This window comes from Methanococcoides methylutens, from assembly GCF_000765475.1.
GTDB lineage: Archaea > Halobacteriota > Methanosarcinia > Methanosarcinales > Methanosarcinaceae > Methanococcoides > Methanococcoides methylutens.
Map to the genome: position 1 here is coordinate 245,339 of NZ_JRHO01000009.1, position 15,284 is coordinate 260,622.

At 45.9% G+C, this 15,284-nt stretch carries 15 protein-coding genes; 4 read left to right on the forward strand and 11 right to left on the reverse strand.

Features of this window, described 5'->3' with window-relative positions; translation table 11 throughout:
* Window positions 1-216 precede the first annotated feature (216 nt).
* A complete protein-coding gene (locus LI82_RS03625) occupies window positions 217-738 on the reverse strand; it encodes an acyltransferase (RefSeq protein WP_048193575.1) in 522 nt (173 codons plus the stop codon).
* 365 nt (window positions 739-1,103) lie between these two features.
* The gene (locus LI82_RS03630; protein ID WP_048193576.1) at window positions 1,104-1,574 is read right to left on the reverse strand and encodes a phosphopantetheine adenylyltransferase; all 471 of its coding nucleotides are present in this window, start codon (window positions 1,572-1,574) and stop codon (window positions 1,104-1,106) included.
* Window positions 1,575-2,101: 527 nt separating this feature from the next.
* On the opposite strand from LI82_RS03630, the gene radA reads away from it, so the two are divergent.
* The gene (radA, locus tag LI82_RS03635) at window positions 2,102-3,079 is read left to right on the forward strand and encodes a DNA repair and recombination protein RadA (protein ID WP_048193577.1); all 978 of its coding nucleotides are present in this window, start codon (window positions 2,102-2,104) and stop codon (window positions 3,077-3,079) included.
* A gap of 100 nt (window positions 3,080-3,179) precedes the next feature.
* Window positions 3,180-3,863 carry a phosphoglycolate phosphatase gene (locus LI82_RS03640; protein ID WP_048193578.1) on the forward strand — a complete coding sequence of 228 codons (684 nt, stop codon included), beginning with the start codon at window positions 3,180-3,182 and terminating at the stop codon, window positions 3,861-3,863.
* Window positions 3,864-3,882: 19 nt separating this feature from the next.
* On the opposite strand, the gene LI82_RS03645 is transcribed toward LI82_RS03640, so the two are convergent.
* The 4 genes from LI82_RS03645 to nikR all read right to left on the reverse strand — a co-directional run bounded on the left by LI82_RS03645 (window position 3,883) and on the right by nikR (window position 8,471).
* On the reverse strand, window positions 3,883-4,152 hold the full coding sequence (locus LI82_RS03645) for a PRC-barrel domain-containing protein (protein WP_048193579.1): 270 nt from the start codon (window positions 4,150-4,152) through the stop codon (window positions 3,883-3,885).
* A gap of 31 nt (window positions 4,153-4,183) precedes the next feature.
* Window positions 4,184-6,400: a CDC48 family AAA ATPase gene (locus tag LI82_RS03650; protein ID WP_048193580.1), complete on the reverse strand. Its 2,217-nt coding sequence runs from the start codon at window positions 6,398-6,400 to the stop codon at window positions 4,184-4,186.
* A 167-nt stretch (window positions 6,401-6,567) separates the two neighbouring features.
* Window positions 6,568-7,467, reverse strand: coding sequence for a GDP-mannose 4,6-dehydratase (locus LI82_RS03655; protein WP_048193581.1), 900 nt, complete (start codon window positions 7,465-7,467; stop codon window positions 6,568-6,570).
* A 581-nt stretch (window positions 7,468-8,048) separates the two neighbouring features.
* Window positions 8,049-8,471: a nickel-responsive transcriptional regulator NikR gene (nikR, locus tag LI82_RS03660; RefSeq protein ID WP_048193582.1), complete on the reverse strand. Its 423-nt coding sequence runs from the start codon at window positions 8,469-8,471 to the stop codon at window positions 8,049-8,051.
* A 153-nt stretch (window positions 8,472-8,624) separates the two neighbouring features.
* On the opposite strand from nikR, the gene purC reads away from it, so the two are divergent.
* Both purC and LI82_RS03670 read left to right on the forward strand, forming a co-directional pair.
* Window positions 8,625-9,335, forward strand: a complete 711-nt coding sequence (gene purC, locus LI82_RS03665; RefSeq protein WP_081955720.1) for a phosphoribosylaminoimidazolesuccinocarboxamide synthase — start codon at window positions 8,625-8,627, stop codon at window positions 9,333-9,335.
* A 7-nt stretch (window positions 9,336-9,342) separates the two neighbouring features.
* Window positions 9,343-10,776, forward strand: a complete 1,434-nt coding sequence (locus LI82_RS03670; protein WP_048193584.1) for a protoporphyrinogen/coproporphyrinogen oxidase — start codon at window positions 9,343-9,345, stop codon at window positions 10,774-10,776.
* Here LI82_RS03670 and LI82_RS03675 read toward each other — a convergent pair whose 3' ends face one another.
* The 5 genes from LI82_RS03675 to LI82_RS03695 form a co-directional block, all read right to left on the reverse strand.
* Window positions 10,777-11,466: a TIGR00153 family protein gene (locus LI82_RS03675; protein WP_081955721.1), complete on the reverse strand. Its 690-nt coding sequence runs from the start codon at window positions 11,464-11,466 to the stop codon at window positions 10,777-10,779. It abuts the gene before it with no gap.
* Window positions 11,463-12,503 carry an inorganic phosphate transporter gene (locus LI82_RS03680; protein WP_048193585.1) on the reverse strand — a complete coding sequence of 347 codons (1,041 nt, stop codon included), beginning with the start codon at window positions 12,501-12,503 and terminating at the stop codon, window positions 11,463-11,465. Before LI82_RS03680 ends, LI82_RS03675 begins: the two co-directional genes overlap by 4 nt.
* Before the next feature lie 75 nt (window positions 12,504-12,578).
* The gene (locus tag LI82_RS03685; protein ID WP_048193586.1) at window positions 12,579-13,514 is read right to left on the reverse strand and encodes a tetratricopeptide repeat protein; all 936 of its coding nucleotides are present in this window, start codon (window positions 13,512-13,514) and stop codon (window positions 12,579-12,581) included.
* Window positions 13,515-13,557: 43 nt separating this feature from the next.
* Entirely contained in the window at window positions 13,558-14,778 is a 1,221-nt protein-coding gene (locus tag LI82_RS03690; protein ID WP_048193587.1) for an Nre family DNA repair protein, read from the reverse strand.
* Entirely contained in the window at window positions 14,775-15,137 is a 363-nt protein-coding gene (locus LI82_RS03695; RefSeq protein ID WP_048193588.1) for a transcriptional regulator, read from the reverse strand. Before LI82_RS03695 ends, LI82_RS03690 begins: the two co-directional genes overlap by 4 nt.
* Between the last annotated feature and the right edge of the window lie 147 nt (window positions 15,138-15,284).

Sequence of the window (15,284 nt, forward strand, 5' to 3'; positions counted from 1 at the left end):
AATATCTGCATCAAAAGCTGAGATTTTGCCACACATCTTCTTTTTATTTTATTATACGTAATTATTTACATATGATAAAGTCTTAGCTTGTAATCCAATTGTAACAGTCATACTTGGGTTTGATAGATTTGAGATGCTGGGTGCCTCAATTTATTACACTAAACTCCATATATGTGAAAAAAAATCATTGGTAGGCGATAATATTATGGCACTTTATTACTTTGAATCTTCTTCGATATTCAATTTTTTGATAACTCGAACCGGAAAACCCAATGCAACAGAATTTGGAGAAATATCACGACTAACTACAGATCCGGTTCCTATTATGGAATTATCTCCAATTGTAACTCCCTGAGTGATTATACATCCTGGATTAATACAAACACCGCGTCCGATTTTTATGGGTGCCGTTGTTCTTGGATACGCATTTCTTGTAGTTAAACTCCCTCTTGAGTGGGCAGATAATATACTCCGATCACCAATTTCAGCATATTCCTCTATTGTAATTAATTCGGGATGAAGTCTATCAAAAACCACATTATAGCCGACGTATACATTATTTGCAATATTTACGCCCCGCATTCTATGCAATTTCGATCTCCAAGAGGGGACGGGACAACTTGATGCAAGTTGTTCTAAAAACCAATTTTTAAGATATTTAATACCAAACAAAATTTTATTACTATGGTAATATCCAGCTACTTCCCCATAAGTTACTTGATCTCTGTTTGATATCATTGTCATTACCAGTTTAAAATATGTTGTTCATGTTACTTAACGTGAGTGAATCTTTTCGGAAGCTGGAATGGAAATGCATCAGATTGTAATTATTTGTTGATATACTAATCTAAAGTAGGAGGTGAGATGGGATGCAGTTGCAATACTGATAAAAAAATCACTATTCATCCGTCATCGTTTTGCTTAATTTAAAGTTAATTTGTTAAGTACCTAATTGTTTTAGGGGTACACTTATTTAAGCCAATTGGTTTTTTGGATGTATGTGCATAGTACGTTGCAACTTTTTAGAGCACTATTTTAAGTCCATTTTCCTGACCTTAATCAGAGAAATGCATTATTATGATGCTAAAATCGTATCATTCAAATTAATGCTGTAATCCTTTCAAATGCCCATGTACATCAATCTCCCCATGTACGATTCTTGTAGAAGAAATAGGAATATCATCATCGGCCATGACGTACTCTATTCTGACGATCTTGATCTCGGGCTTGCCGGATTTCTTTCTCAGTTCGTTGATCTTCAGGGCTACGGGGTAGGTTTCGGGTGAGACCACTATCGCATCGTAGTCGTCTTCCAGGGTGGTTCCGTAGGGGGTGGTGAGCATCCGGATATGATAGCGTTCTTCCGGGATGCCGAGTTCTTTAATGAAATCGGTGAGCTTCTTCTCGCGGGTGGGGTAGTCGGGGATGTCGCGGTTCTTTTCTCCGGCCATGCCGTTTGATGTCAGGCCGATGTCCAGAATGTCGTCTCCGGCTGTCTCGAAGGCTTTTCTTATCAGTTTCCTGTGTCCGTCGTGGAGTTGCTCGAAGGTTCCTCCTACCGCTGTTCTGCCCATTGTTGTCTGAAAAGGGGTTTGTGTAACATAAGTGTTTGTGTCAGGTGTTGTTTATGCTGGTTTTGTCGGTTGGATCTCAAATAACAGGTACAGGATAGAACAAATACACGTTCTAATAACCAGTAAAATCATCCCGCCGCAGGCGGCACATTCCTGAAAAAACGTTGACCAGTTGTTAATATGTCTTTATTATATCCACTTGAAGAATTGTCATCAGCAAGGATCTACAAACCCTTCTCATCATTTTTTGATCCTCCCGTTTGCAGATATTCTTTATGTTAATGTCCGGTCCTCTTTTCAGGTCGTGCCTGCGGTATCTGCAAAAGGTGTGCCTGTTTGTTAATCGAGCTTTGATCACTGATTGCTGATTACTAATGATCACTTATTTTGTTAAAATTAGAATTAAGACGTTGCTCCCCCCTGAATACTTTCACACCGCTTAGCTCATCCTTAAATACTCCGAGGAGATAAAGAAGAACGAATGTGCACGCTACGAGAAAAACTGTGCACCATAAGGAGCTATCAAAATGAGTGAAGTTTTATTGGAAGATCTTGATAATGTGGGGCCGGCTACGGCGCAGAAACTTAAGGACGCCGGTTTTACTACAGTGGAGGCCATCGCTGTGGCATCCCCTGCAGAACTTGCCAACAGTGCTGAGATCGGGGAGTCCACTGCGGCCAAGATCATCAACGCTGCCAGACAGGCTGCGGATATCGGGGGCTTTGAAACCGGGGACCTTGTGCTTGAGCGCAGGAAACTCGTGGGCAAGCTCACCACCGGGTGTGAGGAGTTCGACGAAATGATGGGCGGTGGCATTGAGAGCCAGTCCATCACAGAGATGTACGGCGAGTTCGGCTGTGGTAAGACTCAGGTCGCCCATCAGCTGGCTGTTAACGTCCAGCTGCCTCCTGAGCAGGGTGGTTTGGGTGGTTCTGTTGTGATCATCGATACCGAGAACACCTTCAGGCCTGAGAGAATTACACAGATGGTCAATGGGCTTTCCGAGAAACACGGCGTGGAGTATGATCCTGAGGAGTTCCTTAAGAACATCCACGTGGCACGTGCTTACAATTCCAATCACCAGATACTTCTTGTGGACTCAGCTTCTGAGCTTGCAAATGAGCTTAAGGATTCCGAGATGCCTGTGCGCCTGTTGATCGTGGACTCTCTCACGGCCCACTTCAGGGCGGAGTATATCGGCAGGGGTACGCTTGCCGACAGGCAGCAGAAGCTTAACAAGCACCTTCATGGCATTCAGCGCTTTGGTGACCTGTTCAACTCCTGCGTGGTTGTTACCAACCAGGTCATGTCCAAGCCGGATGCATTCTTTGGGGACCCCACCAAACCTATCGGCGGTCACATCCTGGGCCACACAGCCACCTTCAGGCTGTACATCAGGAAGTCCAAGGGAGACAAGAGGATCGTCAAACTGGTGGACTCACCCAACCTTCCGGACGGGGAGGCCATCATGTCCATCACCACGGATGGACTTGGTGATGCTTGAGATGAACTGATATTGAAGCTGGAACTTAAGTTGAATTTAATCTCATCTTAAGACAACCCTCAAGAATAAGTTTAAGATACCTTCCGTCATATTTGAATACATGGTCTTCAAAGCCCTTGTAGTTGATATTGACGGAACTATAACCAATCACGACAGGACACTGGACCTTCGGGTCGCAAAGAAATTCCGTGAGCTCAGGGTTCCTGTCATCCTGTCCACAGGTAATCCTCTTTGTTACGTCCACGCTGTAGCCCGGCTCATCGGCATCAGCGGTATGGTCATTGCAGAGAACGGTGGTGTTGTATCCACCGGTTTTGATAGTTCCTCCATCATAGCCGATGGCATGGAAGAATGTGAAGAGGCGTATGAACTGCTCTCTCGGTATTTTGATCTTGTAAAGCTCGATGCCACATATCGCAAGACCGAGGTCGTACTGCGCAGGGGCATGGATGTCTCACAGCTTCGCGAGATCGTTGAGGACAACGGCATGGGTGTGGAGATAATCGATACCGGCTATGCCGTTCATATCAAGAACAGTAATATGAACAAGGGTACAGGGCTTCACACAGTGGCCGAACTGATGGGTATTCAAGCCTCTGATTTCCTGGCAATAGGGGATTCCTGCAACGATGCTGAGATGATGCGTGAGGCAGGCCTTGGCATAGCTGTTGGCAATGCTGATGATGAGGCCAGGCAGGCCGCATCCATGATAACGAAAGCCTCATTTGGTGAGGGTACGCTGGAGGCGATCGAATATGCTCTTTCCAATGGCCTGCTTGAATAAAAGAAAAAAGTAAAGGACCTTACTGACGATCGTATGGGAGTCCCTTTGCCAGGACCTTGTCCACTACGATATAGTCCTTTATCGCGCTAACGGACTCAAAAGGTACAATAATGTACTGACCGTCCTTCTGGTACTTGGAAGTGTCAAGACCGATATCAGGCTTAACGATAAGGTCTTCCAGTTCTCCGGTCTTTCCATCCATTACGATGTTGTTCAATATGCCAAGCTCGGTTCCGTCAGTAGCCATTACCTGTTTGTTGGACAGGTTCTTTGCAAACACTTTTGCCATCTTTCGTCTCCCTAAGTAATTAACAGATTATTTACATATATCCCATATAAGAACTTGTTTCTTGTTTATGGGTGCTTCCCTTTAGCTTTTCCTGCATCTTGCCGTAGAATTCAGCCATATCCTCGGTGATAGTAGGTTTGACCTTGCCCATTGCTGAAAGGAAATGACTCTTTTTCACAGACTCCGTTTCGAAGTTCTCACGCAGTGCAAGCATCACAGCTTCCCTGCATACGGCCTCGATATCAGCTCCCACATATCCTTCGGTCATTGCGGCAAGCTCTGTTATGCTGACCTCGCTGTCCAGTGGTATATTACGTGTGTGTATGTTGAATATGTTCTCCCTTCCTTCCATTGTGGAGTTGCCCACAAGGACGAGCCTGTCGAACCTTCCTGAGCGCATAAGTGCAGGGTCTATCATGTCCGGCCTGTTAGTGGCTGCAATTACCACTACCTCTTTCAGTGCTTCCAGTCCGTCCAGTTCGGTCAACAGTTGGTTCACGACCTGCTGTGAAGCCCTTCCGGTCTCGCTGTCTGCCATACGGGTGGTTGCAATGGAGTCTATCTCATCGAAGAATATGATGCATGGTGAGACCTGCCTTGCCTTTTTGAATGTCTCACGGATCGCCTTTTCGGACTCTCCCACGAACTTGGAGATCATCTGTGGTCCCTTGATACTGATGAAGTTCGCATTGGACTCGTTGGCAACGGCCTGTGCAATAAGCGTCTTTCCGGTTCCCGGCGGGCCATAAAGGAGTATTCCCTTTGGTGCCTTGATGCCCATCTCCATTATCCTGTCAGGACGCTTGAGAGGCCATTCCACAGCCTCCACGATCTCCTGCTTTGCCTCATCAAGACCTCCGACATCATCCCATTTAATGGATGGGATCTCTACCAGCACTTCTCTCATTGCAGATGGTTCGACCTCTGTAAGTGCATCCTCCATGTCCTCTGTGGTGACTATAAGTTTCTCCAGGACCTCATCGGGTATCTCTTCCTCGTCCAGGTTGATCTCCGGTATGATCCTTCTTAAGGATCTCATGGAAGCTTCCTGTACAAGTGAAAGAAGGTCTGCACCCACGAATCCCTGGGTGTGGTCGGCCAGGTACTCAAGGTCAACATCCTCTGAAAGAGGCATTCCACGGGTGTGGATCTGCAAGATCTCCAGACGGTCATCGCTGTCAGGAACACCGATCTCGATCTCCCTGTCGAACCTTCCAGGGCGTCGCAAAGCAGGATCAATGGAATCCACACGGTTGGTGGCACCGATAACTACGATCTGTCCCCTCTCTTCCATACCGTCCATAAGTGTGAGCAGCTGGGCAACCACCCTGCGCTCCACTTCCCCGGTTACGTTCTCACGTTTTGGTGCGATGGAGTCGATCTCATCTATGAATATAATAGAAGGTGCATTCTCTGCAGCTTCTTCGAATATCTTTCTCAGGCGTTCCTCACTTTCTCCGTAGAACCTTCCCATGATCTCCGGTCCCGCAATGTAGAGGAAATTTGCCCTTGATTCGCCTGCAACAGCTTTCGCAATAAGCGTCTTTCCGGTACCCGGCGGGCCGTACAGTATTACTCCTTTTGGAGGCTCGATATTAAGACGCTGGAATATTTCATGATGCTTGAGGGGCAGCTCGATCATCTCGCGTACCCTCTGTATCTCATCACCAAGTCCGCCAATATCCTCATAGGCGATACCGCGGGCAGCGTCTTCATAACCCTTTGCAGGTTTCTGGCGCAGTTCGATCTCCGTATTTTCAGTAATGATAAGTATTCCCTCTTCAGGCGTTGTCTCAATAGCAACAAGAGGAATTGCCTGGTTACCCGGTGTTGGCTGTGTCATCGAACTTGTGATTGGAATGACATCACCTGCAACAAAGGGTTGTTTCAGGATATTATGTTTGATAATGGCCTGGATGTTTGTCCCGAATTCCATTGTAATTCCTTCGGGAGGTGCAAGTACTACCTTCTCCGCAGGGGTGACTTCTGCCCTTTTGATAAAGGCCCTTTCCCCTATTCCAACGCCGGCATTCTGCCGGGTGAACCCGTCAATGCGACCAATTCCCTGTCCCCAGTCCTGTCTGTCTGCACGCCAGACTTTTGCAGCCGTTGTTTTCTTGCCTTCTATCTTAACGATATCCCCTGGCGAAAGCTGCAAGCTGAGTAAAGTGCTCGGATCAAGCCTTATGATTCCACGCCCGAAATCGATCGGATGTGCTTTTTCTACTTTGATCTGTAGTTCTTCCATTGGTCTCATCCTTAATTGTTTTACTATTTTATTCTGTCCAAGGCATAAATAATATCTGGTTCTATGCCATGCTTTTGCATTCCAATACATCCGTTTATGGGTATTGGTATGCCAGCAATATGAAACTAAAAAAGACCTTGATACGTTTCCCCGTGTTCAGTCTCTGATTAAATCTTAAGGAACTCTTCAAGCCCCTGCTTAAGGTCCACCTTCGGTACAAAACCAAGTTCCTGTGCCTTTGAAATATCTGCAACACTGTGGCGGATGTCTCCTGCCAGTGGTTCTTTGTGCTCGACCTCAACATCTTTTTTAAAGAGTTCTATAATGATGCTCGCAAGCTCATTGATCGTGGTACTCTTGCCGGTCGCTGCGTTGAACACTTCCCCAACAGCCTCTTCTTTGTCAATGACAAGTTCCACCATGTTGACAATATCATGCACTGAGATAAAGTCCCTTGTCTGCTTCCCATCGCCAAAAGCCATCGGGTTCTGACTGTTTCTTACTCTCTCCATGAACTTTGAGATGACTCCAGAATAGGGATTTGAAGGGTCCTGCCGGGGGCTGTATATGTTGAATGGTCGTATGCATGTAGTGGGTAACCCGTATGCCCTGTTGTACATGAGGCAATATTTTTCACCTGAGAGCTTGCTGGCACCATATGGTGAAAGAGGGTCTTGCGGGTGCTCCTCGCTGATCGGCACTTCTACAGGGTTTCCATATACTGCAGCTGAACTGAAATATACGAACCTCTCAAGATCTGCATCCCTTGACGCCTCGAGCAGGTTAAGTGTGCCTATTACATTGTTCTGTGCATCGAAAAAAGGTTCCTCCATAGACCTTGCAACGCTGATCTGAGCAGCGGTGTGTATAAGTATGTCGGAATTCTTCACAAGATCCGAAACATCGTCCTGGATGTCGATCTTTACCACTTCCACATTTTCAGGCACATCTTCCCGTGTGGTGGATGAATGATTGTCCACTACAACAACTTCATTGTCTTCATGGAATCGATCAACAAGGTAGCTTCCGACCTGTCCCAGGCCTCCTGTTATGAGGATCCTTTGCATAATATGTACAACGGGTGCTTCATTTATAATTATTTGGGATGTGTGGTCTCTTATGGTGTATAATCATGATAAAAATGAGTACATTAAAAATTCATTCGCAATGTCCATATGCTATTATTTTATTATTATATATTATAAAAGATGCTTCAATTTCGCGATAAAATCTGTGTTTCTTAAAAAAAAGGTTGTGGTGGTACGACTTTGGTGGCATGGGAGGAGCAGAATGTGCGAACGGTGGGACTATGGGGGTGTTCCACCTATCCCCTATTCTTTGTTTCATGTTGTTTCATCTATTTTCTTCATTTTATTAAAATCGGTTAGATGTCATAATTATCATAATAGTCACATACAAAAAACATTCGACACGCTAATATACTATTGCTATGTAGTGGGGGCTAGCGTACGATCAATGCTATTGCGTTGTACAGTGGTATTATCGTACGAGAAAAACGTTCTTTGTTTCGTCATTTATATGACCGAATCGGGGGACATATCCAGTCCCCCTTCATCCCCTCTATTTTTGAGAACTTTGACTCAGGTCATTAGTTTATGAATTATAAAAGAAAAAAGTGAAAAGAGCTTCAGATCTTTTCTGCCGGTGGTGCTGTATTGAGCTTAACGTATTTGACACCTTTAAGCGCCATGAGCCTCTCATCCATATCCTTTACATGCTCCCCTTCCCCATCAAATATTATTACTTCAAGGCAATTGTCATGGTCAAGGTGGATGTGTACGGAGGATTTTATAAGTTCTGAATAATCGTGCTGGATATCTGCAATAGCATTGGAAAGTCCTCTTTTTGTATGGTCATATATCACTGTGATGGTGCCAACACGGCGTCCCCTTATGTCGCTCATCCATTCGTACTGGTTTATGTAGTTCCGAATGGCATCTCTGATCCCCTCGGAGCGGGATGAATATCCTCTGCGTTCAATGATCGAGTCAAATTTGGTCAGAAGGTTGTCTGGAAGTGACACCCCTATTCTCATAAGTTCCTGTTCCATTTTTTCACCTAATCGCGTAATTGGCATAAAAGGTAATAACATTATGTATCATTTTTCTTATGTTTGTTGCGTTTCTGTCCTAAAAATTACACATGGCACACGTATTTATATTCAGCATTCCTATATAGTAGTTAAAATCCGGAGATGAATTTCATGAAAACGGAAGAACTTTACTCAGGCAAAGCTAAGACCATCTACAAGACTGACAACCCCTCTGAGCTTATTTCAGAGTTCAGAGACAGTCTCACCGCTTTTGACGGAAAGAAGAAGAGCGAGGCAGCAAAGAAAGGCTATTACAACGCCCAGATCTCAAGGAAGATCTTCGAGATGCTTGAGGAAGAAGGTATCAAGACTCACTATCTTGGCATGGTATCCGACACAGAGATGCTCGTGAAGAAAGTGGAGATCGTTCTCATAGAAGTAATTCCAAGGAACATTGCAGCAGGTTCTATCACACGCAAGTATCCAATAGAAGAGGGTACTGTTTTCAAGGAACCGGTGCTGGTATTTGATTACAAGAGTGACGAGTATGCCGATCCGATGATCAACGATGATATTGCTGTCGCAATGGGCATTGCAACCCGCGAAGAGATCGACTACATACGCAGTATGGCATTCAAGATCAACGACATCCTTAAGAGTTACTTCGAAAGCAAAGGTTTCCTGCTTCCTGACTTCAAACTGGAGTTCGGAAGGGTGGATGGAGAGATCGTACTTGCAGACGAGATCTCATGTGACACCTGCAGGTTCTGGGATGTCGAGACCGGAGCGTCCATGGATAAGGATATATTCAGGTTTGACAAGGGTGACCTTTCAAAAGCATATGAAGAGGTTGCACGTCGCCTTGTCCCTGAGATCTTCTGAGGGGTAAATGGTAAAATATGATGTCATCGTGGTCGGAGCCGGCGCAAGCGGGCTGCTGACCGCACTTACATTATCCAAGCATGGCAAGAAAGTGCTCGTGCTTGAAAAGATGCATGATGTGGGGGGAAACTGCAACAGCTATACGGTAGATGGTTATCAGGTGGACACCGGTCCTCATGCTATCACTCATCTTGTAGAGGGGCCGCTCAGGCGCCTGATGGATAATTATTTTGATTACCAGCCGGTCTTTGAGAACTATGGTCACTATTATGTGAGGACAGAGGACCGTTTCCTTAAGGTTCCATCCACTATCCGTGACTTCGTGACCTTTGATGTGTTCCCAAGGCTTGATCGCCTTGCTATCACTCAGTCCATCACAAAGGCCCTTACTCTTTCCTCGTTCGGTGTCGATCTCTCAAGACAGTCTGTTTCTGACTCCCTTCCGGCAAATCTCTCAAAGGAGACCTATGAGTTTGCAGATGCGATCTCCTATTTCCTTTCAGGTCGCTCCATGAGTGAGACCTCTGCTCAGAGAGTACTTGCAGGCAGCAGTTTTGTCAGGGATAGTGTAACACAGGAGCAATTCGAGGAATTCATAAAAGAAGAGAAAGTACCACGCCCGGAGTCAATTCTCCAGTCCGTCCTGCCTTCGAATTTGCACACATCCCTTCATTCAAGGATCAACAATGTTTCCAGTCTTGGGAGGCTTGCGACCAACAAGGTCCATGTATCCCAGGGCTATCCTCGTAAAGGGCTAAAGGCACTGCTTAATGCGATCCTTTATTCGCTTCCTTCATCTGTGGAGATCAAGACGGGGTGCAAGGTGGAGCGCATACTTACAAAGGAAGGGAAAGCATATGGTGTTGAAGCGGATACGATCTATGAGAGCGATCTTGTGATATACACAGGCTTTGCATCATCTTTACCATCCCTTATGGAGGATCTGCCTTCATCATATCTGGAACTTCTGGATGGCATCGTTCATAGCAAAAGCCTTACTGTATGGCTGGGTCTTGACAGGGTCATGGATGAGTTCAATTACATGGGCTCAGAGATCTGGTTCAAGGACACCCCGTATTGGGCCATGCCAATCAGTAATTATGATGCATCTCTTGCTCCAAAGGACAAACAACTTGTTGGTTTTGCTTTCTTCCTTGATGAGAAAGAGGACATAAAAAAAGGAATAAAAAATGCTTATGAGACCATCTACAGTGCGATCCCTTCTATACAGGACCGCGTGGAAATGAACCACGATCAGTTACTTGTGCCCGAAAAGGCAGCAGTGACAATTGATGGTAAATTTGCTGATATCCGCTCCCCTGTTAAGAACCTGTACATTGCAGGAACGGATACTGACAAGCGCAGCATGGGTGTTACCCGAGCTGCTTATTCTGTCATTGAATTATTGAAAGTACTGAACGAGGACGGTAATCTTCACTGATTACCGTCTGAGTATCATTGTCCTTAGCCTGTCGGCTGCATGCTCTGCCTTGTCTGCGATATCTGCAATAGTACGCACAAGTTCTACAAGGTGGAACACTCCCACAGCACCCAGCTCTTCTTCATGTGAGTATATCTCTTTGAGGAGATCTTTCTCGATGAGGTCTACTCTGTGCTCCATTTCTTCAATAGTAGGTACCAGTATCAGGGATTCTTCCACCTCACGTTTACTGAAGGACGTCTCCAGGAGCTCGCTTAATGAATCCACCAGCTTCTCGTATGCTTCGACTGTCTCAAGTGTAAGTGCTGATAGCTCACAGAGTTTTGTTTTAATTGGGGCCGGCATATCGCAGGGTCTCAATGTCAATATAAATGCAGCTTCCTGTGCCACATCTGCAATGGAGTCCTGCGGCTTAAGGAAATTGAGCAGATCTTCTGCTTTTACAGGCAGCATAATGGAAGATGATAGCTGTCCCCTGATGGTCTGCTTAATGATGTCTGCCTCATGTTCGATACCGTCTATCTGATGGCTTAGCTCTTCCACAAGTGGCATGTTACTACAGTATGCATTGACTGCCTGGTCCAGTATCCTTACGGTTTCCACTCCCTTGGATGCATGCAGGTAGAGTGGTTTGAATGGTGATCTTGCGAACACGTCAAGTACAGAACGTATGTATTCCATTTTCTTCATAATCCAACCCCCAATAATGCCACGAAGACAAGTGCCGATGTAAGTGCTGCAACAGGCACTGTGATGATCCATGACATAACGATCTTTCCTATAACACTAAGATCAACAGCAGCAAGACCTCCTGCGAGTCCGACACCAATTACTGAGCCCACAAGGGTGTGGGTGGTGGAGATGGGCAGGGAACTATAGCTGTGAAGAACGACAACGGATGCAGTTGCAAATTCTGCTGAGAATCCCCTTGTAGGGGTAAGTTCGGTTATCTTTGTACCAATGGTCTCGATCACACGGTATCCCCATGTTGCAAGTCCGATCACCATTCCTATAGCACCAACAATAAGTACCCATATAGGCACCGCTGCTTCTGCTAAGTTAAGTGCATTAAGACCTGCATAGAGTGGTCCAACAGCATTTGCAACATCGTTAGAACCATGTGCGAACGCAATGAAACAGGCGGTTCCGACCTGCAGAAATACGAACTTCTTCTCGATGTGGTACGGGTTCTCCGCTTTTTGCAGTAGTAGTACTCGGATAACTGAGAATATCAGATATGCCAATACAGCTCCCAGAACAGGAGATACCAGCCAGCTGCCTACGATTTTCATCAGCACTGCCCAGTTGATGTCTGAGAGTAAAATAATGTCCTGGTATACTGCAACAATTCCAAATCCAAGGACAGCTCCTACGATAGAATGTGTTGTCGATACCGGCAGATTATAAAATGTAGCAAATGTGATCCAGAATCCTGCTGCAAGAATTGCTGCAAGCATCCCGATCGCCACAAGGTTCGGATCGATCGCCTTTATGGCATCAATGGGCACAATTCCTTTTGCAATGGTGGATGTGACCCTCTTTCCGAAGAAAACAGCTCCGACAAACTCAAAGACACCAGCTACTATAATTACCTGTTTGAGTGAGAGCGCTCCGCTTCCAACCGATGTTCCCATAGCATTAGCAAGGTCATTGGCCCCTATGTTCCAGGCCATATAAAGACCTGCGAGCACTAATAAAACCACAATTGGGTTGAATAATTCTATCATACTACTCTTCCTGATCTTAGTCTTCACGCCGTTAAGGTTACATCTGTTATAAATGTATCAATACTCATTTTTTACTCATGCAATGGATGCGATCTCTTCCCTTGCTTTTTTGGCTTCCTCATTATCAGGTTCAAGCTCAAGCAGGAGTTCATAGGTTTTCAGTGCATCAGCGATGTTGTCTTCCTGTACGCAAAGTTCAGCGGCATTGGCAAGTATCTCCTTTGCTTCTTCTTTGTGGCCAAGCTTGTATAGCAATTTCCCTCTCTGTCTCCAGAGGTCCACGTTGGTAACATCTATTTCAATGGCGCTCTCGATCGCATTCAGTGCATCCATGTATGCATCCGGACTATTGGTAACGAGTGCTTTCATCTCCCATATCTCGGCAGCTGTAAGGAAACACTCCAGTGCATCCTTTGTTTGTCCGAGTCTTCGATGTGCCACTCCTTTTATGAATATAGGTTCAGTAGCATCTTCCATCAGATCTATTGCAGAATCCAGTGCGCTGATTGCTGCGCCATATCTTTCTAAGTTGAAAAAGACCATTGCCTTGTTGTACCATGTATGTCCCATATCAGGCTTAAGCTCTATGGCATGATCAAAGTTTGCGATCGCCTCATCCGCATTTCCCATTTCCGCAAGAATGCTGCCTCTTAAGAAGTAAGCATCAGCATCATCGGCAGCGATCTCGGCAAGTTTGTTGAATGTCTCAAGTGCACTTGCAAGGTCTCCCTTTGTAGCAAGGATATTGCCTTTGAGTTTAAGCACTTCTGCGTCGTCACCCAGTTTAAGCGCCTCTTCGGTAGCTTCAATGGCTTCATCAAGAAGGTGAAGTCCAAAGAGGATCTGTCCTTTAATGAGCCATGCTACTGTGGGGTCCGGGGCGTGTTGGATAGCCTGTTCCACAACATCCAGCGCCTGCTCATGCTGGCTTTCCCTGCACAGAAGACGTACTTTGTTAAGCAGGAAATCTGCTAGTTCCTGTGGTGACATATTGTCTTGGTTCTCAGACATAATGCCCAATTGTATCGTACCATTTTAATGTCTTGCGGAAAGCTTACAAAAAAGAGTCCAGTGTTCTCTGGAAACGGACGTCTGAAAGCATTTTGGTCTTAGCTTTCCATTCCGGTGCAGGCGTACGGACACGCTTCGCCATATCATCAAGCGCCTCCTCGATTGTCTCGAAGGTGCGGGGGATAGAGGACATTGCATTTCGGGCAGCTTCCCTGACTACCCAGACACCAAGTGGTGCCCAGTACTCAGGTGTGATCTCCCTTATCATGAAAACCGATGCCTGTCTGCAAACGTCTTCCATATATTCTAGGGCAGCGATGCGGGCTGCATAGTAACCACCTGCAAGGTTCGAGTATCCCTTCTTGCCATTGATGTCTTCCATGTCCTGTCCTATCCAGGAGGATCCTCCTGACCAGACCGACCGTTTCATCCAGATCTCCAGAAGCTCGAAGGAGTACACTCTTGGAACGAGCATTATCTCAAAATAGTTGCCGAAGCATCCGCCACTGAACACGGATATCTCACTGACCAGTGGCATGTCCCGGACGCGCTCGATGATATCTTTTCCTGCCATATCATCGGTTGCTGTTATGGCCCATCGTGTGGGTACGAGCTTGCGCTGTTGTCCCAGAAGGCCGATTGAAAGCAGCCTTGTGATGTGTTCGGTAGGTATGTCGCTCCTGAAAAGTTCGCATATGGCATCCTTTGCAAGTGCATCGGTATCATATGCCAGGTAGTCAACCTTCTTCGGGACCTTCGGGTTCTCTGCTATATCGAAGTCCTTTACCGCTCCGGATGGTCCCATTGGTGTCAGGACACTGTCAAACTTCAGTTTTTGTTGAAGGGGTTTCGTGAACCATGCTTCTGTGTCCACCGGTGACCTGGATAGGGCCAGCTCCTGTGATTTTTCCAGCAATTTGTGTGGCTTCATCGCATCTTTTATATTGATGGTGGTGTTTGCCCTGACAAGCTGGCAGCGGGCGGAGATCACGTCCTGGATATCCATGGATAACCACTCTTTTGGATCTTCAAGTGCCATGGCGTCCTTTGCATCCACTTGGGGTGGAATCATCGGACCTGCTTTCACCTGGGGATAGCCGTATCTTCCCACAAAAACAGCTGGTGGGGATGCACCAAAAACAGAACCGTCGGCCGAGATCGTCGCTGTGGTATTCTCGGCTGACCTGAATTTTTCAAGGATTGGACATAGGGGTCGCCCGCAAAGTCCTTTTCCCTTACATTTAATACAAAGGCTTTTGCTCAATCTTCCTCGTCACTTTTGCAAAGGATGCAGTATTCTGCTCCGGGTACATTTTTGTATAGCCAACCTGAACGCTGTACGAACTTGCATACATTGCACATCCCTTCGGTCAGTACCTTGTCAGAGGATCCATTCACAAGTTTTGTAGCAAATGTTCTTATCTCTTCCAATGTCTCGTCTGAAAAACCAACCTCTGCTCCTCTTTTCGCACTGACGTACTGGGAGACGGCTGCTCTTGAAAGGCCTAATATGTCTGCAACTTGTTGTTGGGTGCATCCATGATCGATCATCATGGAACGTGCAAGTTCGGCACGTATGGCAGGCAATACTTTCTGTACCATTATCTCGCAGGTAGGTTTCATAATTATAGTTCCTTTTTTCGTACTATATGTTTTTTTTGTCAGGCGTTCAAGTTTGAGCATTTCAGCTTTATGGGTGGATGCCTTCAAATTTAAAAAAGGAAACATGGCAATTTTGTATGGCCATGTTATGTATTCGAAAAGTTAAAT